Consider the following 21,946-nt stretch of genomic DNA (forward strand, 5'->3'; position numbering starts at 1 on the left):
GAGGAGCACCCGTGCCCGAGGGTGACACCGTCTACCGATCGGCGCACAACCTGGCCGAGGCGCTCGACGGCCAGGTTCTGACGACCTGCGACGTCCGCGTGCCGAAGTACGCGACCGTCGACCTCTCCGGCGAAACGATCGACTCCGTGGTCCCGCGCGGCAAGCACCTGCTGATGCGCGTGGGCGAGGCGCTGATCCACTCGCACCTCAAGATGGAGGGCAGCTGGCACCTCTACCCGCTCGGTGGCCCGCGGCCGAAGTGGCACCGCCCCGCGTTCCAGGCGCGGATCGTGCTCGAGACCGCGCAGTGGCAGGCCGTCGGCTTCGAGCTGGGGCTCCTCGAGATCGTCCCCCTGTCGGCCGAGGAGGACGTCGTGGGCTACCTCGGTCCCGACCTGCTCGGGCCGGACTGGGATCCGGACGAGGCGCTGCGCCGCCTCTCGGCCGACCCCGATCGGCCGATCGGGCTGGCGCTGCTCGACCAGCGGATCATGGCCGGCCTCGGCAACGTCTACCGTGCCGAGCTCTGCTTCCTCCGCGGTGTGCTGCCGACCCGCCCGGTCGGCGAATCCGGCGACCTCGTGCGGATGATCGCCCTGGCGAAGAAGCTGATCACGGTCAACCGCGAGCGCATCGAGCGCACCACGACCGGCAACCTCCGCCCGGGTCAGCAGCTCTGGGTGTACGGGCGCGACCGCAGACCGTGCCGGCGCTGCGGCACGCCGATCAGGCAGGGCGAGCTCGGCGACAGCGAGCTGCAGCTGCGGGTCACCTACTGGTGCCCGCACTGCCAGAACTGACCGACCCCGACAGGACCGACAGAGAAGCAGGTGCTTGTCGCGCTTTTTTCACTGCCGAGAAGGAGCATGGGGAAGGTCATCGTCGAGATCCCCCGACCACAGCACTCCTTCTGCGTCAGCTCGGACGAAGTTAATTCCGTCGCCGAGAGGCTCTGAGATGCTCTCCTGAATCTCGGCCGCTCCTGAACGGGCATCGATTCCCAAGTCGGCGTCGAAGAATCGGCGTAGACCGAGGACGAGATCAGGGTCGAAGCTACTCCGATAGATGACGGCGAGGTGCGCTGCCCCATCCACCCACGCAGCAAGAATTTCGGGGGTTCGGTCATCCGGCCCGATGTCCCGCGCCACGAAGTCGAAGAACAACGTCAAAATCCTCTGAGCCAAGTCTGTTTCGTGCAACATACCTCCTGGCAATGAGCTTTGCTCAATACTAGCATGAGGAGCACAATGAAACAGACGATCTTACGGGGCATCGGCGTCGTACTCACCACCCTCGGCCTGCTCGTCGGTGCAGCAGCACCGGCAGAAGCAGCCCAGCCCCCGAAGGGATACCAGACCGACCAGGTGATGGCGACAGTTGAAAATCCTCGGTTGGGCAAGATTCTCTTGCGTCGCGGCTTCTGGGACGCGGACATTCAGCGAGGATTCGGGATGGATAAGGCGTGGCACAAGCACGCATTGACCTCCCGTGCAGCCCAGAAGGTGCTCCTTGGCTCCACGAATAACAAAAAACAATCGAATGGCAACTTCGATCTTCGGACGTACGTCGGCAAATACGATTGCAAGGACCAGTGAAACTGCACCCTGAGAGAACAGATGCTCGTTCACGCGCTTTTCGATCCGACGACCTATACCAGCTATCATGGCTGGCCGGTCAATGGCAAATTGGGCATGGTGACCGCCTATTGTGACAACAATGGCATCGAGAAGTGTCCGCGATGGGTGACCTACGCACTCACCAATCCCGGTAAAACGAATCCCTATCGTCTCAGCGGCGAGAGCACCGAGAAGTCCGGGCCGACTCCCCTGCCGGCGCCGGCGGAATCAACCCAACGATCGCAAGCCGACTCGCCTGTCCTCAAGTGGAGCTACAGCGAGCTGGCGCGGACGGTCACCAGGCCGTAGCGGCTCCATCACTCGTCACTGAGGACAGCGGACGTGGACTTCCGTCCACCGATCCTCACAGTTTTCCATTTCCGAGGCTGTCGACGAACACCCGCCCTGCCGAACCCGAGGGTGAGACTCCGCCTTCGCGGTCGGCAGGGACGGGCGAGAGACAGGGGAACGGTCGGGATTTCAGCTCGAGGCCGCACCGAACGTGCTGCGGCCCAGCACGCCCGCAGCACCTGGCGAAGAGGCTGATCACGGTCAACCGCGAGCGCATCGAGCGCACCACGACCGGCAACCTCCGCCCGGGTCAGCAGCTCTGGGTGTACGGGCGCGACCGCCGGCCGTGCCGGCGCTGCGGCACGCCGATCAGGCAGGGCGAGCTCGGCGACAGCGAGCTGCAGCTGCGGGTCACCTACTGGTGCCCGCACTGCCAGAACTGACGGTCCGCGCCGCCCCGGGGCGGGCGTCTCCGGCCGATCCCGGTGCGGATCGCGCCTCAGGGGACGGAGCTCCCCTCGCTCGGGCATCCTGATGCTTGAGCATCACTCATCTCTCCCTCGCAGATCATCTCGATCCGGGGTCCTTCGTCGATGCCTCGCGCCATCTCTCCACCTCGATCACGCCAGTGTCCTCGCCCGACGAGTCGAGTCGCTCCCGGGAACCCATTCTTGTGTGGCCCTACCCGAGAGCACGAGAGCGAGACCACCATGACCCGACCCCCCTCACACGCCACTCCCGCCACGATCCACCGCCGGACGGTCCTCGTCGGCGCGACCTGGACCGTCCCCACGATCGCGGTCGCGATCGCCGCACCCCTGGCCGCCGCATCCGGCGGTACCCCGTCCGTCTCGCCCGCGGACGGCACCGTGATCACCACCTGGAAGGGCGATCACCACTACGGCAGCGGCAACTCGAACTCCAAGCGGCGCTCCTACGATCTGCCCGTAGCCGTCACCGACGCGTCCGGCGCCGCTGTCGCGAACGCGACCGTCACGGTCGTCGCGACCGGTCGCAACCGCGACGGCGACCTCCTCGGCGTCTACGCCTCTCCGGCACCGTCGAACGGCGGACCCGAGAGCAGTCCGCACCCGTCCGCGACGATCACGACCGGCGCGACCGGCGTCGCCCTGTTCGCCGTCAACACGCAGAACCTGTCGTCGAGCGAGCGGCCCGCCGAGGCCGTCCTCACCATCACGGTGACCACGCCCGGCGGATCCGCGACCTCGGTCGTGACGGTGCGCCTCACCGAGACCGACTGACCGGCACCCCCGATCGACCGGCGCACTCGCCGGTCGTCCCGTGCGGTGGGGGCCGCTCTCCCCCTCCCGCGGGCACGCCGCAGGGTGCTACTCCGCCTTCGCCGCGCGCGGGGACGGCACGTGCGCGCTGTGGACGGACAGCTGGAGCCGCTCGACCGACTCGACGCGCGGCGCGACCACTCCGCTGTTCGCGACGATCCAGCTGCCGACCAGCAGCAGCTCGTCCTGCCCGGCCGTCAGCGGCCCGCTGACGGTGAAGGTGCCGAGCGTCGGAGTCGAGAACGTCACGCGCACGGGATCGCCGTGCTGCAGCCCGTCGACCGACCGCTCCCCCGCCGGCGTTTCGGAGGCCGCCGCCAGCGCCAGGCTCTGCACCTCGGTGCCGGTGCCGAGGAACACGTCGGCGACGACGAGCTCGCCGCCCACCGCGCGGCCGACGACGCCCTCGATACCGTAGAGGCCGTAGCGGGGCGAGCGGATGAGCATCCGCACGTCGTCGCCGACGCCGATCTCGGCGAGCGCTCCCCGGATCGACTGCACGTCGCGGCGGGCGGGAGCGGAGGCGAGGGCGTCGAGGATCTGCATCCGATCAGGGTAGCCCGCCGACCGGCGCCGCCTCGGGGAGGGTGCCCCGGAACGACGAAAGCCCCGCCGGAGCAGGGCTTTCGAGAGGTGCGGAGTCGGTGGGATTTGAACCCACGGAACCCAATAAAGGGTTCTCCACCTTAGCAGGGTGGTGCACTCGACCGGACTATGCGACGACTCCCGAGCGCCCGCTGGGCGAACGCACGACGACCATCATAACCGTACGCGGCGCACCGGGACGACACCGCGGGCGCGGGCTACTGCTCGTCGAGGGTGCGGCCGACGGTGCACGTCTCCTGCTGCGCGGTCTGGCCGGTGACGTCGCTCGGCAGCGCGACGGCGCTCCCTCCCGGCGCCGGGGTGTCGGAGGCGACCCCGGTCGGCTCCTCCGCCACGGGGGCCTCGGACGCCGGATCGGACGGGGCTGGCGTGGACCCGCCGGCCGCCTCCGAGCCGCCGCCGGTCGTGCCGGTCAGCGCGATCGGCCGATCGGCCTGCAGCGCCGCGGTCAGCGTCGCCGCCGCCTCCTCGCTCGGGTAGACGCCGTTGCCCTCGATGAAGGTGGGGTACTGCACGAAGACCACATCGGCGAGGTCGACGTCCTTCACGGCGAGGCCGATCGAGACCATCGTGTTGACGTTCTCGAGCGACGTGGACAGCTGCATGTTCGAGACGGCGGCCTTCGCGAGGCCGTAGAGGGCGACCGGGTTCGAGAGCGTCGACGCGCTCTTCACCTTGCGCACGAGCGACGAGAGGTACACCTGCTGGCTCGAGATGCGGGTGAGGTCGCTGCCGTCGCCCACGCCGTGGCGGGTCCGGAGGAACGCCAGGGCCTCGGCCCCGACGAGCGTGTGCGTGCCGGCCGCGAGCGTCAGCCCGGTGTACTCGTCCTCGAGCGGGGTGGCGACGCAGACGTCGACTCCGCCCACCGCGTTCGACATCTCGATGACGCCGTCGAACTGAATCAGGGCCGCGTACGGGATCTCGAGACCGGTCAGCTGCTCGACCGTCTGCACGGTGCAGGCGAGCCCGCCGGACTCCAGCGACTGGTTGATCTTCTCGGAGCTCACCGCCTCGGTCACCGCGCCCGTCTCGGGGTCGGTGCACGACGGGATGGGCACGTACAGGTCGCGCGGGAAGCTGACCACCTCGACCGAGGAGTGGTCCTCGGAGATGTGCAGCAGCATCGTCACGTCGTTGAGGTTCTCGGTGCGGTCGCCGAACGCGCCCGCCTCGGACCCCTCGGCGCTGTCGCTGCCGGCCAGGAGGATGTTGACGCCGCCCTCGATCGCGCCGATCTCGGGGACCGGACTGCCGGCCTCCAGGTCGACGGAAGGACGGGCGCTGGCGACGATCATCGACGCGGCGATCGCGATGATGCAGACCGTGCTGAGCACGCCGACGCCGACGCAGGCGGCGAGGATCCGGCCGAGCCGGCGCAGACCGCTCTGCGGGCGCAGCCGACCGTGGCGGGCGGCGGTCCTGCGCGACGGGGCTTCGCTCATCGGATGGGTCTTCCTCTCGGTGTCGCCGCGGGAGTCGCTCCGTGCTCCTCCCCGGCGGTCGGGCGCTCGAGGAGGGGCGTCTCCCGGAGACCGGGCCCGCCTCGGCTCAGCCGAAGAATCCGACCGAGCAGGTCTGCTGGTCGGCGCTCTGGCCGGTCACCGAGTCTGGCAGCGCAACCTTGGATTCGCCCGCGGGAGCCGGCACCGGGGTCCCCGGGGTCGCCTCCGCCGTCGCGAGCGGCTCGGCCGTCGCGGGACCCGCCGGGATCTCGGACTGCGCGGGCGCCGGAGCGGCGGGCGCTCCCTCGACGACGGCGCCGCCGCCGGTGCCCCCGGTGATCGCGATCGGCTGGTCGGTCTGCAGCGCGGTGGCGAGCACGTCGCCCGCGGTGCGCTCGGGAACGACTCCGCCGTAGGTCTCGGCCGTCGGGTACTGCGCGAACACCACGTCGGCGAGGTCCACGTCGCTGAGGGCGAGGCCCATCTGCACCATCGTGTTGACGTTGTTGAACTCGGTCGAGAGCGTCATGTTGCCCAGCGCCGCCTTCGCGAGCCCGTAGAGGGCGACGGGGTTCAGGAGGGTGTCGGCGCTCTTGATCTCGCGCACCAGCGAGGACAGGAAGACCTGCTGGTTGCTGATGCGGGTCAGGTCGCTGCCGTCGCCGATGCCGTGGCGGCTGCGGAGGAACTGCAGCGCGGCCATGCCCTCCAGCGAGTGGGTGCCGGGCGTGAGGTAGGTGTTGGTGTACGGATCGGCGATCTCGGTGGCGACGCAGACCTCGACTCCGCCGACCGCGTTCGACATCTCGATGACGCCGTTGAACTGCACGACCGCTCCGTAGTCGACGCGGACGCCCATGAGGTCCTCGACCACTCCGGCGACGCAGCCCAGGCTGACGTCCTTGCCCATCGCCTCGTTGATCTTGGTGTCGAACCGCTCGGGGATCGTCTCGCCGGTCGCCGCGTTCACGCAGGAGGGGATGTCGACGTACATGTCGCGGGGGAACGAGACGACCGTGGCGTTGGTGTGGTCGGCGGAGACGTGCAGGAGCATGTTCACGTCGTTCAGGACGCTCGTCTCCTGGTCGGGGTCGCCGTAGGCGTCGCCCTGCCCCTGCCGGGAGTCGCTGCCGACGACGAGGACGTTGAAGCCGCCCTCGAGGGCTCCGATCTCGGGTGCCGCTCCGGCGGCCCCGACGCTCGACCCGGCGGCGACGGGGTGCAGGTCGACGGAGGGCTGCGCCGACTGCACGAGGAGGGTCGCGGCGATCGCGACGACGGAGATCGAGGCGGCGATGCCCGCTCCGGAGACCGCGGCGGCGGCCTTCACGAGGGTGCGGGGGACGCTGTGCCGCTTCTGCCGACCGTGCCGCACGTACGGACGCGGGGACCGCGCCGACTCGTCCGCGGCGGATCGATCCGTCGAAGGGCGCGTCCTGAGCATCCGTCTCCCGTTCGCGTGCTGGGTGCTGCCTGATTCCTGCGCGCCGCAGCCGGGCGGGGTGCCACCGGCGTGTGCGCGTCGGGACATAGTAACCGGCGGGCCCCGGAACGGTCGGGGAGGCGGGATCCTGCGACCCGACGGGCGACAGCGGACCGCGACACGCCGCTAGCGTGGAACCGATCCCGGCGAACGGACATACCTGGACATGACCACCTCCTCACCGCCGCGGGACACCGCCGGGTCCAGCTGGGCCTCCGTGCTCGCGGGCGACCCGGACGGCTTCGGCCGGCTCTACGACACCTTCCGGCACCGCGTCTTCTGGCACGCGCTGCGGCACACCGGCGCCCTGCACGACGCCGAGGACATCGCCGCTCTCGTCTTCCTGGAGGCCTGGCGCAAGCGCGCAGGCATCCGTCTGGTCGACGGGTCGCCGCTGCCCTGGCTGCTCGCCACGACGAACAACGTCGCCCGCAACGTGGACCGCTCTCGTCGCCGGCACCGGATCGCGCTGAGCCGGCTCCCCCTGCACGAGGAGTACGGCGAATTCACCGACGACTCGGACCGGCGGATGGACGACGCGCCGCTCCGCGAGGCGATCCGCCACGCCTTCGCCGGGCTCTCCCGGCGAGATCAGGACGTGCTCTCGCTCTGCGTCGTCGCTGAGATGCCCGTCGCCGAGGCCGCCGCGGTGCTCGGCGTCCCCGTCGGGACTGTGAAATCCCGCCTCTCCCGCTCCAAGGCGAAGCTCGCCGCCCTGATCGCCGACCTCACCGCCGACGCCGCCACCGATGGAGGTGCCCGATGAACGATAAGCCCGTCATCGATCCCGCTCGCGATCGCGCCTTCCGCGCGATGATCGTCGAGAACGCCCGCGCCGGGAGCGCCCGGCCGTCGCTGCGCGGCCGCGCGTCGCTGCTCATCGGCCTCGTCGTCGCCGCACTGCTCGTCTCGGGCGGCGGAGTCGCACTCGCGTTGACCGGCGTCCTCCCCGGCCCGGTCTCCGCACCCGCTCCGGTCGAGACTTCCACTCCCGCGCCGACGCCCACCACGACCGCCACCGCTCCGCCGGTCGCACCGCCGGAGCCCGAGCCGACTCCGACTCCGACTCCGACTCCGACTCCGACCACCGTGGACGTCGGCACCTGGATCATCGGCTTCGACGGGATCGGCCCGATCGCGTTCGGCGGCACGATGGACGCGGCCGCCGCAGCCCTCGACACGACCGACCTGATCCCGTTCGACTGGAACGTCGAAGACTGCCGGTCGGATCTTCGGAGAGTCCCGGGCAACGCCGACGCGTCGATCTCGGTCGACGTCGACGGGAACGGCGTCGGGTCGGGGCTCCTGGCCGTCTCCAACTACGTGCGGGACGGCGTGCAGGAACCCGCGGTCCTCCCCCGCACGGCCGCGGGCATCACTGCCGGCTCGACCGGCGCCGAGCTCCTGGCCGCGTACCCGACGATCAACGAGGCGGACCCGATCTCGTCCTACCGCGTGTACGTGCTCGCGGGGGATTCCGGGCGCAACCTGTTCTTCCTCGTCGACGCCGCCTCCGACCTCGTCGACTCCATCTCGCTGTCCGACTCCGACACCTTCCAGCTGGGAGGCTGCGGGGCCTGAGGGGCACGGTTCGGACGGCGGAGGGAGGACGTCGACGCACTCGTCCGGCCGGTGGCGGAGGGCGTGGGATTCGAACCCACGAGACATCTCTGCCCACCAGTTTTCAAGACTGGCTCCATCGGCCGCTCGGACAGCCCTCCCGGCCGCGCTCCCGAGGGGCGCGACAGTCGATGGTAACCGACGGGCGTCCCGCGGGCGGGGACCGCGTTCGGAACCGAGGGCGGGAGCGTCGCGGCAACGCTGAGGGCCGCCGGCGGGCGCTCCCGACCTCGGTTCGGGACGGCGCGGGTCAGTGCAGGGTCGAGAGGGCGGCGGCCACGCCGTCCTCCTCGACGGGGGGCACGACGGCCGAGGCGACCGCGCGGACCTCGTCGGGCGCCTGGCCCATCGCCAGCCCGGCACCGTGCTCGGCGGCCCAGGTGAGCATCTCGATGTCGTTGCGGCCGTCGCCCAGGGCGACGACATCGGAGCGGTCGATGCCGAGCTCCTCGCGGACGACCTCGAGGGCGGTCGACTTGTTCACTCCGTGGGGGGCGATGTCGAGCCAGGCCGTCCAGCCGATGGCGTAGCTGACCTGGTGCAGGCCCATCTTCTCGACGAGGCCGGAGAACTCCTCGATGCCGGTCTCGGGCGAGATGACGACGACGCGGGTGCAGAGGCGGCCCAGGAGCTCCTCGAACGGGACGTGGGTGGTCTCGACGCCCATCACCGCGCCTCCGGGGAACGCCTCAGTGTAGAAGAAGGCGCCGTGCTCGTCCTCGACGGCGTAGTGCGCCTCGGGGAGGAAACGGAAGATGTTCTGCAGCACCTCGGTGGGGTCGAAGGTCTTGACGATCTCGGGGCGGTAGCCGCCCTCGACGCCCTCGTCGCGGCGCAGGGTGACCGCGCCGTTGCAGCAGATCACGTACTCCGGAGCGATGCCGAGGCGCGCCACGACGGGCAGCGTGGACGCGGGCGAGCGGCCCGTGGCGAGCATGACCTCGTCGCCCTGGCGCTGGACGCGCAGGATCTCGTCGATCACGGCGTCGGTGATGGTGCCGTCCTCGTGCATGACGGTGCCGTCGATGTCGAGCGCGACGAGGCGACGACCGGAGGCGGCGCTCATGCCGTGGCGACCGGCTCGAGGACCTCGAGGCCCCCGAGGTGCGGGCGCAGCGCCTCCGGGACCACGACCGAGCCGTCGGCGCGCTGGTGCGTCTCGAGCAGGGCGACGATCCAGCGGGTGGTCGCGAGAGTGCCGTTCAGGGTCGCGACGGGAGCGGTCTTGCCGGACTCGGTGCGGTAGCGGGTGTCGAGGCGGCGGGCCTGGAACGTGGTGCAGTTCGAGGTCGACGTGAGCTCGCGGTAGGCGTCCTGGGTGGGCACCCACGCTTCGACGTCGAACTTGCGCGCGGCGCTCTGGCCGAGGTCGCCGGCGGCGGTGTCGATCACGCGGTAGTGCAGGCCGAGGCTCTGCAGCATGCCCTCCTGGTAGGAGAGGAGGCGCTCGTGCTCGGCCTCCGCGTCCTCGGGGAGCGTGTAGACGAACATCTCGAGCTTGTTGAACTGGTGCACGCGGATGATGCCGCGGGTGTCGCGACCGCCCGAGCCGGCCTCACGGCGGTAGCAGGTGCTCCAGCCGGCGTAGCGCTTGGCTCCGCCGGCGAGGTCGAGGATCTCGTCGCTGTGGTAGCCGGCGAGCGCGACCTCGCTGGTGCCGGTGAGGTAGAGGTCGTCGTCGCGGAGTCGGTAGACCTCGTCGTCGTGCTCGCCGAGGAATCCGGTGCCGTCCATGATCTCGGGTCGCACCAGCGTGGGGGTGATCAGCGGGGTGAACCCGGCCTCGAGCGCGCGCTCCAGGCCCAGGTTCATCAGGGCGATCTCGAGGCGGGCGACGAGGCCCTTGAGGAAGTAGAAGCGCGCGCCGCTGACCTTCGCACCGCGCTGCATGTCGATGCCGTCGAGGAGCTCGCCGATCTCGAGGTGGTCGCGCGGCTCGAAGTCGAAGACGGGGCGCTCGCCGACCGTCCTGACGAGCTCGAACGCCTCCTCGCCACCGGCGGGCACGCCCTCGATGATCGGGTTGGCGATGCGCTTCACGAGCGAGGTGAAGCGCTCATCCGCCTCCGCCGCCTCCTGCTGGGCCTGCTTGGCGCCGGCGGCGAGGCGCTGCGCCTCCTGCACGAGGGCGGCCTTCTCGTCCTTCGGGGCCTTCGCGACGGTCTTGCCGAAGGCGTTCTGCTCGGCGCGCAGCCGCTCGGCCTCGGTGATCGCCGCGCGCCGCACGCGGTCGGCCTCGAGGGCCTCGTCGACGAGCTCGACGGAGTCGCCGCGCGCCTCCTGCGAGCGCTTGAGGACGTCCGGGTTCTCGCGGAGAAGTACGGGATCAATCACTCCGGCAGTTTAGCCGGGGCGCGCATCGTGCCCTCCCCACCTGGGGATCGCCCGAGCAGTGGCATCCGATCGGGGGCAGTGCTGCGAATCTTGTGAGTCCCCTCCCCCGCCCCGCCCCCGAACGGAACCGCCGCATGACCGACCCGACCGCTCCCGTCCTCGTCGCCCGCGACGGCCCGATCGCCCGCGTCGTGCTGAACCGCCCCGGCGCCCTCAACTCGATCGACCTCGGCTTCGCCTCGCTGCTCCTCGAGACGGTCCTCGAGCTCGACGCCGATCCCGACTGCACGGTGATCGTGATCGAGGCGGCCGGTCGCGCGTTCTGCACCGGCGGCGACGTCTCGGCGATCATGGGGGCCGCCGAGCCCGAGCTCTACCTCCGCGAGCTGGCCACGGTGTCGGCCGAGGTCTTCCGCGTGCTGGAGCAGACGGACGCCGTGGTGGTCTGCGCCGTCGACGGGATGACGGCCGGCGCCGGCATCGCGTTCGCCCTCGCGGCCGACATCGTCGTCGCTACTCCGGGCGCGGTGTTCCTCAGCGCCTACGGCGACGTGGGGCTCGTCCCCGACTGCGGAGTGACGGTCTCGCTCCCCCGCACGATCGGCCGCCGCCGCGCGCTCGACTTCACCCTCTCCGGGCGTCCGGTCCGCGCGATCGAGGCGCTGGAGTGGCAGCTCGTCACCGAGATCGTGCCGCGCGCCGATCTCGCGGGTCGGATCGACGAGCGCGTCAGCGCCCTGGCCGCGCGTCCCGCCCACGTGGCCGCCGCGACGAAGCGGCTGCTGCGCACCGATCCGCTCGTGCACGCCGAACGCCTCGAGGAGGAGGTCGACGTGCTGATCGAGCTCCTCGGGACGCCGCAGACGCGAGCGCTGCTCGGCGCCGAGCACGACCGCCAGCGCGCCCGTCGCGCCCGCACCACCGCCGGGGTGTAGCCCTCCCAGCCGGAGCGACGCCGCCGCCCGCTACCGTTCCTCCATGACGGAGACCGGATCCAGGCGCGCGGCGGTCGTCGTGAACCCCTCGAAGGGCGACCAGGCGCGGCTGCGGCACCTCGTGGCGACGGCCGAGCAGGAGCACGGCTGGGCGCCCACCGTCTGGTTCGAGACGACCCCGTCGGAGCCCGGAGCGACGCAGGCCCGCGCGGCGACCGCCTCCGGGGTCGACGTCGTGCTCGCCGCGGGAGGCGACGGCACGGTGCGCTCGGTCGCGGAGGGGCTGCGCGGCTCCGGCACCGCCCTCGCCGTGCTGCCGTTCGGCACGGGCAACCTGCTCGTGCGGAACCTCGGCCTGCCCCTGGGCTTCGAGGAGGCGGTGCGGGTCGCGTTCGGCGGCGGCGAGCGCCGGATCGACACCGGCGTCGTCGAGCTCGAGCGGCCTGACGGCGAGCGGATCGAGAACGTGTTCCTGGTGATGGCGGGCCTCGGCATCGACGCGAAGATGATCGCGAAGACCAACACGGCGCTGAAGAAGGCGGTGGGCTGGCTCGCGTACGTCGACGGCGGCGTCCGCGCGCTGGCCGAGCTCCAGCCGGTGAAGCTGCGCTACTCGATCGACGGCGCGGCGTCGCGCACGGTCTCGGTGCACTCGGTCATGGTCGGGAACTGCGGGGTGCTGCCCGGCGGGATCCTGCTGATCCCGGACGCGGAGCCGGACGACGGGGTGCTCGACATCGTGGCGCTGCGGCCGCGCGGCCCGCTGGGCTGGCTCAAGGTGTGGAACACGATCACGTGGGAGAACGGCGTGCTGCGCCGCTCCGCCGCGGGCCGCAAGCTCATCGACCTGCGCGAGGACGCCCGCGACGTGATCTACCTCAAGGGCGAGGACGTGCGCATCCGGGTCGAGGAGCCGCAGGAGATCCAGCTGGACGGCGACGGCTTCGGGCTGGCCTCGGCCGTGCGGATCCGGGTGGATCCGGGCTCGCTGCTCGTGCGGGTCCCCGAGCGCTGAACCGCGGTCAGCGCCGCCACTCGAGCGGCGGCACGGCGAGTCCGCCGAGGTCCCTGATCGACGCGGCGCCCGACTGCCGCAGCATCGTGCGGAACTCGGCGTCGAGGACCGCGAGGTAGCGGACGACCTCGTCCGCCCCTCCCGCGGCGAGCGCCCACATCACCGGGCGGCCGACGAACACCGCGCGGGCGCCGAGCGCGAGTGCCGCGAGCACGTGCCTCCCCGAACGGACGCCGCTGTCCGCGAAGACCTCGACGTCTCGGCCGACCGCCTCGACCACCTCGGCGAGAGCGGCGACGGCGGTGATCGAGCCGTCCATCCGCCGGCCCCCGTGCGTCGAGACGACGACCCCGGAGGCGCCCGCGTCGACCGCGCGGCGGGCGTCGTCGCCGCGCAGCACGCCCTTCACGACGACGGGGAGTCCGGAGACCTCGGCGAGCCACGCGATGTCGGCGAGCCCCGGATGCGGGACCGGGCGGTGCAGCACCCGCTCGCGCTCGGCGGCGGTCAGGTTGCCCAGGCGCGCGCGGCCGGGCACGTCGGGCCAGCTGAGCGGCTCGGTCCCCGGTCGCTCCTCCCGGAGCACCGGCGTCTCGACGGTGAGCATCAGCGCGCGGGCGCCCGCGGCGGCGGCCCGCTCGACGAGGGCGCGGGTCACGTCGCGGTCGGCGAGGAGGTAGACCTGGAACCACCAGGGCGCGCCCTCGGCGGTGACGCGCTCGAAGGGCACGGCCGTGTTGGTCGAGACGCCCAGCAGCGTGCCGGCGCGGGCCGCCGCCGCCGCCGTCGCGACCTCGCCGCGCGGGTCGGCGGCCACCTGCTGCGCCATCGGCGCGATCATCACCGGGCCGGCGATCGGGGTGCCGAGGACGGTCGTGGCGATCGAGGCGTCGGGCTCTCCGTGCAGGGCGGCGGGGCGGAAGCGCACCGCGTCCCAGGCCGCGAGGTCGGCATCGCGCTCGAGCGCCCCTCCGGCGACCGCCCCGTAGTACTCGGCGACGAACCAGGGCAGCAGCTCGCGGGCGCGCTCCTCGAGCTCGGCGGCGAGACGCACCGCGGTGTCAGCAGCCATCGAGGGCCTCCACCTCGAGCACGAGGGCGGAGGACGGCGCGAGCAGCGGTGTCCGCAGGCCCACCTCGGCGAGCAGCGAGCCCGGCAGCACGACCTCGCCGCGGCGCGTCCACTCGGGCGGCACTGCGTCGAGGAAGCGCTCGGGAGCGAGCTCGTCGACCACCCGCACCCGGTAGCGCAACGACGGGTCGAGCCCGACGAGCCGGGTGGCCGGAGGCACCGCGTCCTCTCCGGTGCTCGAGCGCGCCAGTCGGTAGACGGCGTGCCGGCGGTCGGGCGAGACGGCTCCGGTGAGCTCGGAGCCGTCGTCGGCCGTGTCGCCGTGCACGAGCTCGGCCGTCGCGAGGAGCGGCCGGATGCGCTTGTAGAAGCGGATCCACGCGGCGAGCGCCGTCCGCTCCTGGGCACTGCAGCCGGTGATGTCGGTCTCGATGCCGGGCGAGGAGAACAGCGTGGTCGCCATGCGGAACGCGAGCTCGGCCGTCCGCCCGGTGGTGTGCGCCCGCTCGGGGCCGACGTGGCTGCCGATCAGCTCGGGCGGCAGCAGCAGCTCGGTCCAGCGCTGGATCCGCAGTCGCTCGAGCGGATCGTTGGTGTCGGACGCCCACACCCGGTCGGTGCGCGCGAGGATCCCGAGGTCGACGCGGGCGCCTCCGGAGGCGCAGGACTCGATCTCGAGACCGGGGTGCCGCTCCCGCAGCGCGTCGAGCAGGGCGTAGACCGCGCGGGTCTGCGCATCCGCCCCCGCTCGCCCGGCGTGGACCGCCTCGAGCAGATCGCGGTTGTGGTCCCACTTGAGGTAGTCGATCGCGTACTCCTCGACCAGGGCCGAGAGCCGCTCGAGCAGCAGCGCCGACACCTCCGGGCGCGCGACGTCGAGCACGTGCTGGTTGCGCCAGCTCCGCGCTCGGCGCGGCGACTCGAGCAGCCAGTCGGGGTGCTCGCGGGCGAGCCTCGAGCCGGGGCTGATCATCTCGGGCTCCACCCACAGTCCGAACTGCATCCCGGCGCCGCGCACGTGCTCGACGAGCGGGTGCAGACCCTCGGGCCACACCTCCGCGTCGACCGTCCAGTCGCCCAGGCCCGCGGAGTCGTCGCGCCGCCCGTCGAACCAGCCGTCGTCGAGGACGAAGCGCTCGACCCCGATCTCGGCGGCCGCATCGGCCAGGCGGATCAGGGTGGGCAGGTCGTGCCGGAAGTAGACGGCCTCCCAGGTGTTGAGGTGCACGGGCCGCGGAGTGCGGGGGTGCGAGGGGCGGGCGCGGAGGGAGGCGTGCAGCCGCCGCGAGAGGCCGTCGAGCCCGGCGTCGCTCCAGACGAAGTGCGCGGCCGGGGCCTCGAAGCGCTCGCCGGGGCCGAGGGCGATCTCGCCGGCCCGCAGCAGCTCGCCGGCGCCGAGCGCGCCGCGCCCCTCCGGCAGCCGGTCGACTCGGTGCACGGAGTCGCTGCTCCACGCCAGGTGCACGCCCCACACCTCGCCGCTGCGGTCGCCGAAGCCGGCGGTGCCCGCGATCGCGAGCGTCGGGGCGTCGTGCCCGGTGCGGCCGCGCCGCGACTCCCGCACGATGCTGCCGTGCGACACGGGGCGCCGCTGCGGCGAGCGCTCGCGGGTCCAGCGGCCCGAGAGGTCGAGGAACTCGACGGCCCGCGCGTCCAGCGGCAGGGTCGCCTCGAGGATCGACGGCTCGAGCACACGCTCCCCGCGGTTCGCGAGGGCGTGCGCGACGACGAGCACCCCGGCGTCGTCGAAGTGGAAGGAGGACGAGAGCGCGAGCTCGTCGGCGACGGCCTCGAGCACGAGGCAGCGCTCGTCGCTCTCGAGCGACACGACCCGCCAGGAGGGCAGCAGCGGCTCGCCGGCGATGTGCCCGGCGAGACCCGGCCGGCCCTGCCAGCCGTCCTGCTCCCCCGGCAGGATCGTCTGCGGCCACGGGGCGTCCAGGGCGCTGGAGGGGACCTGCCGGACGGACGCGGCGTCGAGCGCGGCGAGCGCGTCGGGGTCGACCGGCCCGGGGTCGCGGCCCCAGTGCAGGATCTCGGGCAGCCCCTCGTCGCGGAGGGCGACGATCAGCGCCGTCCCGGCCGAGCGGAGCATCCGGACGCTCATGCGAGACCCCCGTCGCGCAGGGCGAGGACGCGCACGCCGCCGGCCGGGATCCCGACGGAGCCGTCGGCCTCGTCGCCCGAGACGAGGTCGCGTCCGCTCGCCTCCACGGTCACTGCCTCGTCGGTGTGGTTGAGGAGGAACAGGAAGCGGCCGGCGGGCCCCTCCCGCCGCACCGCCTCCACACCCCGCGGCGCGTCGAGCACCGGGGCGGTCAGGGCGGGATCGAGCAGGTCGAGCAGACCGCCGATCCCGTCGTCGTCGAGCAGCGCCGACACGTACCAGGCCTCGCCCGCGCCGACCCGGCGGCGGGTCACGGCGGGGAGTGCGTCGAGGACCCCGCCGCGGTAGCGGGCCACGACCTCCGCGTCGACGGCGTGGACGCGCTCGGTCCACTCCGCTCCGCGCCAGCCGGTGTCGAGCTCGAAGGACTCGCCCTCCTGCAGCGGGCCGAACTCCTCGGAGCCGGCGCCGAGCAGCGCCGAGAAGGCGCCGGGAGCGAGCCCCGTGCGCACGCGGTTCGCGGGGTCGACGATGCCCGAGAGCGGAGTGACGATCACCGTGCCGCCCGCCTCGGCGAACGCCGTCAGCGCCGCGACCGTTTCGTCCGAGACGAGGAACAGCGCCGGCACCACCACGAGGGAGTAGGCCGAGATGTCGCGCCACGGCGGGACGATGTCGACCAGCACGGTGCGGTCGAAGAGCACGCGGTGCCAGGCCCTGGCCTGCTCGGCCCAGCGGAGCCGGTTGTGCGGCTTCAGCCCGGACGAGAACGCCCAGCCCGCCTCGTCATCGTGCAAGAGCGCCACGCGGGCGGGCTCGACCCGCGTGCCGAGCACCGGCTCGAGGCGCTGCAGCACGCCACCGAGCTCGACGACCTCCCGCCAGATCTTCGTGCCGGTGCCGGCGTGCGGCAGCATCGCGGAGTGGAACTGCTCGGCGCCCGCCGTCGACGCGCGCCACTGGAAGAACATCGCGCCGTCGGAGCCGCGCGCGATGTGCGCGAGGCTGTTGCGGAGGATCTCGCCCGGGTCCTTCGCGCGGTTGCGCGGCTGCCAGCTCGCCGCTCCGGTCGAGTGCTCGAGCAGGAGCCAGGGCGCGCGGTCCTCGGTCAACCCGCGCATCCGATCCGCCGAGAACGCGAGGTCCTGCTCGCGGCGGGGATCGGCTCCGGTCGTGTAGTGGTCGTTCACGACGAAGTCGCAGTGAGGCGCCCACCGCGCGTAGTCGACGACGTCGGGGCCCTGGCCGACCATGAAGTTCGTGGTGATCGGAGTCTCGACGCCGGCGGCGCGCAGGGTGTCCTTCTCGGCGAGGTAGTGCGCCAGCAGCTCGTCCGAGGAGAAGCGGTCGAAATCGAGCTGCAGGCCCGGGTTGTGCATCGCCCGCGACCCCCGCGGCGGGAGGATCTGCTCGAAGTCGGAGTAGCGGTGACCCCAGAACGCGGTGCCCCAGCTCGCGTTCAGGGCGTCGAGGGTGCCGTAGCGGTCGCGGAGCCAGCGGCGGAAGGCCGCGGCGGACTCGTCGCACCAGCAGTGCCGGTTGCCTCCGCCGAGCTCGTTCGAGACGTGCCAGAGGGCGACCGCGGGGTGCCGGCCGTAGCGCTCGGCCAGCGCGCCGGCGATGCGGAGGGCGTGGGAGCGGAAGACGGCCGAGCTCGGGCACCAGCCCAGGCGGCCGCCGGGGTGGATCGGCACCAGGTCGGCGTCGACCGGCAGGATCTCGGGGTGCGCGGCGAGCAGCCAGCTCGGCGGCGCCGCGGTCGGGGTCGCGAGGTCGATCGCGATGCCGCCCTCGTGCAGCAGCCCCACGATCTCGTCGAGCCACTCCCAGTCGAAGACGCCCTCGGCGGTCTCGACGAGACCCCAGGAGAAGACGCCGATAGTCACCATCGAGACGCCCGCCTCCTGCATCAGCCGGACGTCCTCGCGCCACACCTCCCGGGGCCACTGCTCGGGGTTGTAGTCGCCGCCGAAGGCGAACCGGGGCAGGACGGGGGCGCGGTGGGTCCGCTGATCGACGCTGGTCACCCTGCGAGCATTCCTGTCGCCGGCGGGCTTTGTCAAGCGGTGCAACAAAGGGCGGGGTGCGGGCGGGGGGAGGTCTCGATCCTCGTGATCCGCGGCAGGGCGGCCGCGCGTCAGGCGAGCAGGCTGCGGACCGCCAGGGCGGCGCCCGCGCGGGCCCACTCCGAGAAGTCCCAGGTGCGCACGTCGAGCTCGACCGGCACGGCCTCGCGCTCGAGGCGCTCCGCGATCCCGGCGCGGATCGACGCCTCCGCGAAGGCGACGACGGCGATGCCGTCGCCGCTGACGACCACCTTCTTGGGGTCGACGAGGTTCGCGACCTCGGCGATGATCACGCCGAGCGCCCGGCCGGCGCGCTCGAACGCGCGCAGCGCCTCCGGATCGCCGTCGCGGGCGGCCCCGACCACGTCCTCGTAGGTCGCGTCGGGGCGGCCGGACGCGGCGACCACCGCCTCGTTCACGAGCATCGTCGACGCGCAGCCGCGGTGCCCGTGCGCGCAGAGCTCCCCCTCCGGATCGACGATCGTGTGGCTGACCTGGCCCGGACGGCTGTGCCCGCCCTCGACCAGGCGGCCGTTCACGACCAGACCGCAGCCGATGCCGGTGCCCACCGTGACCAGCGCCATCGACTCGAGGCCGGCGCCGGCGCCGAACCAGTGCTCGGCCGCCGTCAGCGCCTGCACGTCGTTCTCGACCGAGCACGCGAGCCCGGTGGCCTCGCGCACCAGCCGGGCCAGCTCGACGTGGTGCCAGTCGAGGAACGCCGAGTGCTCGACGACGGCGCCGCCCGGGTTCTGCCGCACGCGGCCCGCGATCGCGATGCCGATCGAGGTGAGCGGAGCGCCGTCCCCCGCGAGCTCGTGCGCCGCCTCCGCGATCTGCCGCACGACCTCGGCCACATCGCTGCTCCGCAGGGCGTGCTCGGTCGACGACGTCACCTCGGCGCCGAGGTCGGTGACCACCGCGTAGAGGGTGTCGCCGGTGAGCTTGACGCCGAGGAAGCGGCGGGCGGAGCTGCGCACCCGCAGCATCTCGGAGGGGCGCCCGGTCGCTGCGCGCAGCCGGGTCTCGCCCTCGGCGAGCAGCCCCGCCTCGACGAGCGTGCGCGCGATGCGGGTGAGGCTGGCCCGCGAGAGCCCGAGCCGGCGCGCCAGCTCGGCCCGCGGCAGCGATCCGTGGATCAGCACCTCGAGGAGCGTGGCGCGCGTGGCCGCGGGCATGTCCTCGATCCGCAGGGCCGCCGCGGGGACGACCGGCACGGGCGCGGTCAGCGGCGAAGTCGTCATCTCGCCGAATGTAGTCCGTCGGAGGTGCTCACGGCGCTCCCACGGCCGCCGCGCGATCGCCGGCCCGCTCCCACTCGCCGGTGAAGTGGTTGAAGCAGACCGAGTTGTCGATCCGCGACCGGTCCGGCGCCTCCTCCGAGCCGACCACCTTGCCGACCCGCTCGGGGTCGGGGGCGGCGAGCGCGAGCAGCCGCGTGTAGTCGTGCTGCGGGTTCAGGATCACGTCGTCCGCCGGCCCGCGCTCGACGATGCGGCCGCGGTAGAGCACGAGGATCTCGTCCGAGAAGTGCCGCGCGGTCGCCAGGTCGTGCGTGATGTAGAGGACCGCCAGCCGGTCCTCCCGCTGCAGCCGGCCGAGCAGGTTGAGCACGCCGAGGCGGATCGACACGTCGAGCATCGAGACCGGCTCGTCGGCGATGACGACCTGCGCCCCCGGGGCGAGCGCCCGGGCGATGGCGACGCGCTGCCGCTGCCCGCCCGAGAGCTCGTGCGGGCGCCGCGGGGCGAACTCCTCCGCCGGCTCGAGGTTCACCCGCCGGAGCATCTCGAGCACCCGCTCGTGGGTCTCGGCCGCCGTGCGGGTGCGGTGGTGGATCCGCAGCGGCCGCGCGATGTGGTGCTCGAGCGAGTGGAACGGGTTCAGCGAGGCGAAGGGGTCCTGGAACACCATCTGCACGTGCCGCCGGTAGACCGAGCCCTGCACGGGCGTGCGGTCGTCGAGCGTCACGTCGACGGAGCCGGACGTGGGCTTCTCGAGCCGCGCGAGGATCCGCGCGATGGTCGACTTCCCCGATCCGGACTCGCCGACCAGGGCGACGGTGCGCCCCGGGACGAGGTCGAACGAGACGTGGTCGACCGCCCGGAACGCCTCGCGGCGCAGCCCCTTGCGGATGCTGAAGTCCTTCACCAGATCGGTGACGCTGACGCTGGTCATGCGATGTCCTCCTCGAGAACGGCGTCGGGGTGCTCCCCCGAGCGGATGAAGGCTCCGCGCGAGCCGGACAGGCTCGGGAACGAGCCGAGCAGCTTGCGGGTGTAGGGGTGCTCGGGGGCGCGGTAGATCTGCTCCGCCGTCGCGAGCTCGACGATCTCGCCGCGCAGCATCACGGCGATGCGGTCGCTGATCTCGAGCAGCAGCGGCAGGTCGTGCGTGATGAAGATCACGGCGAAGCCCAGCTCGTCGCGCAGCCGGACGATCTCGCGGAGGATGTCGCGCTGCACCACGACGTCGAGCGCGGTGGTCGGCTCGTCCATGATCATCACCTGCGGCTCGAGGATCATCGCCATCGCGATCATCACCCGCTGCCGCATGCCGCCGGACAGCTCGTGCGGGTAGGAGGTGAGCCGCACCGGATCCACGCCCACGCGGCGCAGGACGTCGGCCGCGCGCTCCTTCCGCTCCTTCCGCGACAGCCCCGGCCGGTGCGCGACCAGGACGTCGTCGAGCTGCGCCCGCACCGAGGTGACCGGGTTGAGCGCGTTCATCGCCCCCTGGAACACCATCGAGAGCTTCGACCAGCGGAAGGCCCGCATCCCGTCGTCGCCCAGCTCGAGCAGATCGGTGGAGGTGCCGTCGCGGTCGTGGAACACCACCCGGCCCGAGGCGATGCGCGCCGGCGGCTTGTGCAGCCGGTTGACCGCGTAGGCGAGGGTCGTCTTGCCGCAGCCCGATTCTCCGGCGAGCCCCAGGATCTCGCCCTCGCCCAGGCGGAAGGTGGCGCCGCGGACCGCCGTGACGGGCGACTCCACCTCGTAGACGACGCCGAGGTCCTCGACCTCGAGCACGGTGCGGGTCATGCGGCGCTCCTTCGCGCGGTGCGGGCTCCCGAGCGCTCGGCCTTGGCCGCCGCGCGGGCGCGACGGGCGTGCAGGCGGACGTTCTTGAGCCGCGGGTTGATGATCTCGTCGATCGAGAAGTTGACCAGCGAGAGGCCCATGCCGAACAGCGCGATGATCAGGCCGGGAGGGCCGAACCACCACCAGGCGCCGAGCGGCAGGGCGAAGCCGTTCTGCGCGTAGAAGAGCATCGTGCCCAGCGTCGACGAGTTGGACGCGCCGAGGCCGAGGAAGGACAGGCCCGCCTCGCCGAGGATCGCCGCGATCACCGCGAAGACGAACTGCGAGGCGAGCACCGGCAGCAGGTTCGGCAGGATCTCGACCGCGATCACGCGCCAGGCCCGCTCCCCCGCGACCTTCGACGCCGAGACGTAGTCGCGGCTCCGGATCGACAGGGTCTGCGCGCGCAGGACCCGCGCGGATCCGGCCCAGCTCGTGATGGCCAGCACGATGCCGATGGTCCAGAGACCGCGCTGCTCCTGGGGCACGAAGCCCGAGATGACGATCACCAGCGGCAGGCCGGGGATCACCAGGAACACGTTCGAGAAGAGCGAGAACGCCTCGTCGACGATGCCGCCGAGGTACGCGCCGAGGATCCCGAAGAAGGCCGAGAGGGCCGTCGCGAGGATCCCCACGATCAGGCCGATCTCGAGCGAGCCGCGGGTGGCGAAGGCGAGCTGGGCGAGCACGTCCTGGCCGGTCTGCGTCGTGCCGAGCCAGTGCTCGGCCGACGGCCCGGTCAGGCCGATGTCGCGGATGGTCGTCGGGTCGCTCACGAGGAGCGGTCCGACGAGGCCGAACAGGGCCACGCCGAGCACGAGGGCGAGCCCGATGATCAGCCACGGGGTGGGCGTCGGCAGCATCATCCGCCAGGCCGGCCGCGGGGGCCGACCCTTGGAGGCCTCGACGGTCGCGAGCTGCTCGGTCGCGTCGACGACGACGGTGTCGGAGGAGGGGGCGAGGTTCGTCATCGGC

At 72.3% G+C, this 21,946-nt stretch carries 21 protein-coding genes and 2 tRNA genes; 8 read left to right on the top strand and 15 right to left on the bottom strand.

All coding sequences use genetic code 11. The features are described from left to right. Window positions 1–11 precede the first annotated feature (11 nt). Complete coding sequence (locus LRG51_RS07285) at window positions 12–800, top strand: DNA-formamidopyrimidine glycosylase family protein (protein WP_230671901.1); 789 nt, start codon at window positions 12–14, stop codon at window positions 798–800. A gap of 48 nt (window positions 801–848) precedes the next feature. On the opposite strand, the gene LRG51_RS07290 is transcribed toward LRG51_RS07285, so the two are convergent. Continuing rightward, on the bottom strand, window positions 849–1,163 hold the full coding sequence (locus LRG51_RS07290; protein WP_146168423.1) for a hypothetical protein: 315 nt from the start codon (window positions 1,161–1,163) through the stop codon (window positions 849–851). Window positions 1,164–1,247: 84 nt separating this feature from the next. On the opposite strand from LRG51_RS07290, the gene LRG51_RS07295 reads away from it, so the two are divergent. The 3 genes from LRG51_RS07295 (at window position 1,248) to LRG51_RS07305 (ending at window position 3,169) form a co-directional block, all read left to right on the top strand. Then, window positions 1,248–1,595 (top strand): hypothetical protein, encoded by a 348-nt coding sequence (locus LRG51_RS07295; protein ID WP_230671903.1) that lies wholly within the window; start codon window positions 1,248–1,250, stop codon window positions 1,593–1,595. Window positions 1,596–1,616: 21 nt separating this feature from the next. After that, window positions 1,617–1,925: a hypothetical protein gene (locus tag LRG51_RS07300; RefSeq protein ID WP_230671904.1), complete on the top strand. Its 309-nt coding sequence runs from the start codon at window positions 1,617–1,619 to the stop codon at window positions 1,923–1,925. A gap of 692 nt (window positions 1,926–2,617) precedes the next feature. After that, window positions 2,618–3,169: a transcriptional initiation protein Tat gene (locus LRG51_RS07305; protein WP_230671906.1), complete on the top strand. Its 552-nt coding sequence runs from the start codon at window positions 2,618–2,620 to the stop codon at window positions 3,167–3,169. A gap of 87 nt (window positions 3,170–3,256) precedes the next feature. Here the strand turns inward: LRG51_RS07305 and LRG51_RS07310 are convergent, their stop codons facing one another. The 4 genes from LRG51_RS07310 to LRG51_RS07325 form a co-directional block, all read right to left on the bottom strand. After that, entirely contained in the window at window positions 3,257–3,754 is a 498-nt protein-coding gene (locus LRG51_RS07310) for a hypothetical protein (RefSeq protein WP_230671908.1), read from the bottom strand. A gap of 90 nt (window positions 3,755–3,844) precedes the next feature. Next, window positions 3,845–3,935 (bottom strand) — tRNA-Ser (locus LRG51_RS07315). Between the two features lie 76 nt (window positions 3,936–4,011). Beyond that, window positions 4,012–5,259 (bottom strand): LCP family protein, encoded by a 1,248-nt coding sequence (locus LRG51_RS07320; RefSeq protein ID WP_230671910.1) that lies wholly within the window; start codon window positions 5,257–5,259, stop codon window positions 4,012–4,014. A gap of 106 nt (window positions 5,260–5,365) precedes the next feature. Beyond that, window positions 5,366–6,634 (bottom strand): LCP family protein, encoded by a 1,269-nt coding sequence (locus LRG51_RS07325; RefSeq protein ID WP_230671912.1) that lies wholly within the window; start codon window positions 6,632–6,634, stop codon window positions 5,366–5,368. A gap of 274 nt (window positions 6,635–6,908) precedes the next feature. Between LRG51_RS07325 and LRG51_RS07330 the strand changes: the two genes are divergently transcribed. Then, the gene (locus LRG51_RS07330; RefSeq protein ID WP_055786946.1) at window positions 6,909–7,508 is read left to right on the top strand and encodes an RNA polymerase sigma factor; all 600 of its coding nucleotides are present in this window, start codon (window positions 6,909–6,911) and stop codon (window positions 7,506–7,508) included. Then, entirely contained in the window at window positions 7,505–8,323 is an 819-nt protein-coding gene (locus LRG51_RS07335) for a hypothetical protein (protein WP_230671913.1), read from the top strand. The genes LRG51_RS07330 and LRG51_RS07335 overlap by 4 nt, the downstream gene beginning before the upstream one ends. A gap of 52 nt (window positions 8,324–8,375) precedes the next feature. Here the strand turns inward: LRG51_RS07335 and LRG51_RS07340 are convergent. From LRG51_RS07340 to serS, 3 genes are all read right to left on the bottom strand, one after another. Next, window positions 8,376–8,463: transfer RNA gene (locus tag LRG51_RS07340), tRNA-Ser, on the bottom strand. Window positions 8,464–8,612: 149 nt separating this feature from the next. After that, window positions 8,613–9,428 (bottom strand): HAD family hydrolase, encoded by an 816-nt coding sequence (locus LRG51_RS07345; protein ID WP_230671915.1) that lies wholly within the window; start codon window positions 9,426–9,428, stop codon window positions 8,613–8,615. Next, window positions 9,425–10,696, bottom strand: a complete 1,272-nt coding sequence (gene serS / locus LRG51_RS07350) for a serine--tRNA ligase (RefSeq protein ID WP_230671917.1) — start codon at window positions 10,694–10,696, stop codon at window positions 9,425–9,427. The genes LRG51_RS07345 and serS overlap by 4 nt, the downstream gene beginning before the upstream one ends. A gap of 134 nt (window positions 10,697–10,830) precedes the next feature. Here serS and LRG51_RS07355 point away from each other — a divergent pair, with 134 nt between their 5' ends. Further along, window positions 10,831–11,631 carry an enoyl-CoA hydratase/isomerase family protein gene (locus tag LRG51_RS07355; protein ID WP_055786934.1) on the top strand — a complete coding sequence of 267 codons (801 nt, stop codon included), beginning with the start codon at window positions 10,831–10,833 and terminating at the stop codon, window positions 11,629–11,631. Between the two features lie 43 nt (window positions 11,632–11,674). Continuing rightward, window positions 11,675–12,646 (top strand): diacylglycerol/lipid kinase family protein, encoded by a 972-nt coding sequence (locus LRG51_RS07360; RefSeq protein WP_157603047.1) that lies wholly within the window; start codon window positions 11,675–11,677, stop codon window positions 12,644–12,646. 7 nt (window positions 12,647–12,653) lie between these two features. Here the strand turns inward: LRG51_RS07360 and LRG51_RS07365 are convergent, their stop codons facing one another. The 7 genes from LRG51_RS07365 to LRG51_RS07395 all read right to left on the bottom strand — a co-directional run bounded on the left by LRG51_RS07365 (window position 12,654) and on the right by LRG51_RS07395 (window position 21,942). Continuing rightward, window positions 12,654–13,718, bottom strand: a complete 1,065-nt coding sequence (locus LRG51_RS07365; RefSeq protein ID WP_055786930.1) for an alpha-hydroxy acid oxidase — start codon at window positions 13,716–13,718, stop codon at window positions 12,654–12,656. Beyond that, window positions 13,708–15,825, bottom strand: coding sequence for an alpha-galactosidase (locus LRG51_RS07370; RefSeq protein ID WP_230671919.1), 2,118 nt, complete (start codon window positions 15,823–15,825; stop codon window positions 13,708–13,710). Before LRG51_RS07370 ends, LRG51_RS07365 begins: the two co-directional genes overlap by 11 nt. Next, window positions 15,822–17,852 (bottom strand): beta-galactosidase, encoded by a 2,031-nt coding sequence (locus tag LRG51_RS07375; RefSeq protein ID WP_230671921.1) that lies wholly within the window; start codon window positions 17,850–17,852, stop codon window positions 15,822–15,824. Before LRG51_RS07375 ends, LRG51_RS07370 begins: the two co-directional genes overlap by 4 nt. 110 nt (window positions 17,853–17,962) lie before the next feature. Beyond that, entirely contained in the window at window positions 17,963–19,135 is a 1,173-nt protein-coding gene (locus LRG51_RS07380) for an ROK family transcriptional regulator (RefSeq protein ID WP_230671923.1), read from the bottom strand. A 28-nt stretch (window positions 19,136–19,163) separates the two neighbouring features. Next, complete coding sequence (locus LRG51_RS07385) at window positions 19,164–20,069, bottom strand: ABC transporter ATP-binding protein (RefSeq protein WP_055786924.1); 906 nt, start codon at window positions 20,067–20,069, stop codon at window positions 19,164–19,166. Further along, entirely contained in the window at window positions 20,066–20,932 is an 867-nt protein-coding gene (locus tag LRG51_RS07390; RefSeq protein ID WP_055786921.1) for an ABC transporter ATP-binding protein, read from the bottom strand. The genes LRG51_RS07385 and LRG51_RS07390 overlap by 4 nt, the downstream gene beginning before the upstream one ends. After that, window positions 20,929–21,942: an ABC transporter permease gene (locus LRG51_RS07395; protein ID WP_230671925.1), complete on the bottom strand. Its 1,014-nt coding sequence runs from the start codon at window positions 21,940–21,942 to the stop codon at window positions 20,929–20,931. Before LRG51_RS07395 ends, LRG51_RS07390 begins: the two co-directional genes overlap by 4 nt. Window positions 21,943–21,946 lie beyond the last annotated feature (4 nt).

Source organism: Rathayibacter sp. Leaf248 (genome assembly GCF_920939495.1).
Lineage (GTDB): Bacteria > Actinomycetota > Actinomycetes > Actinomycetales > Microbacteriaceae > Rathayibacter > Rathayibacter caricis.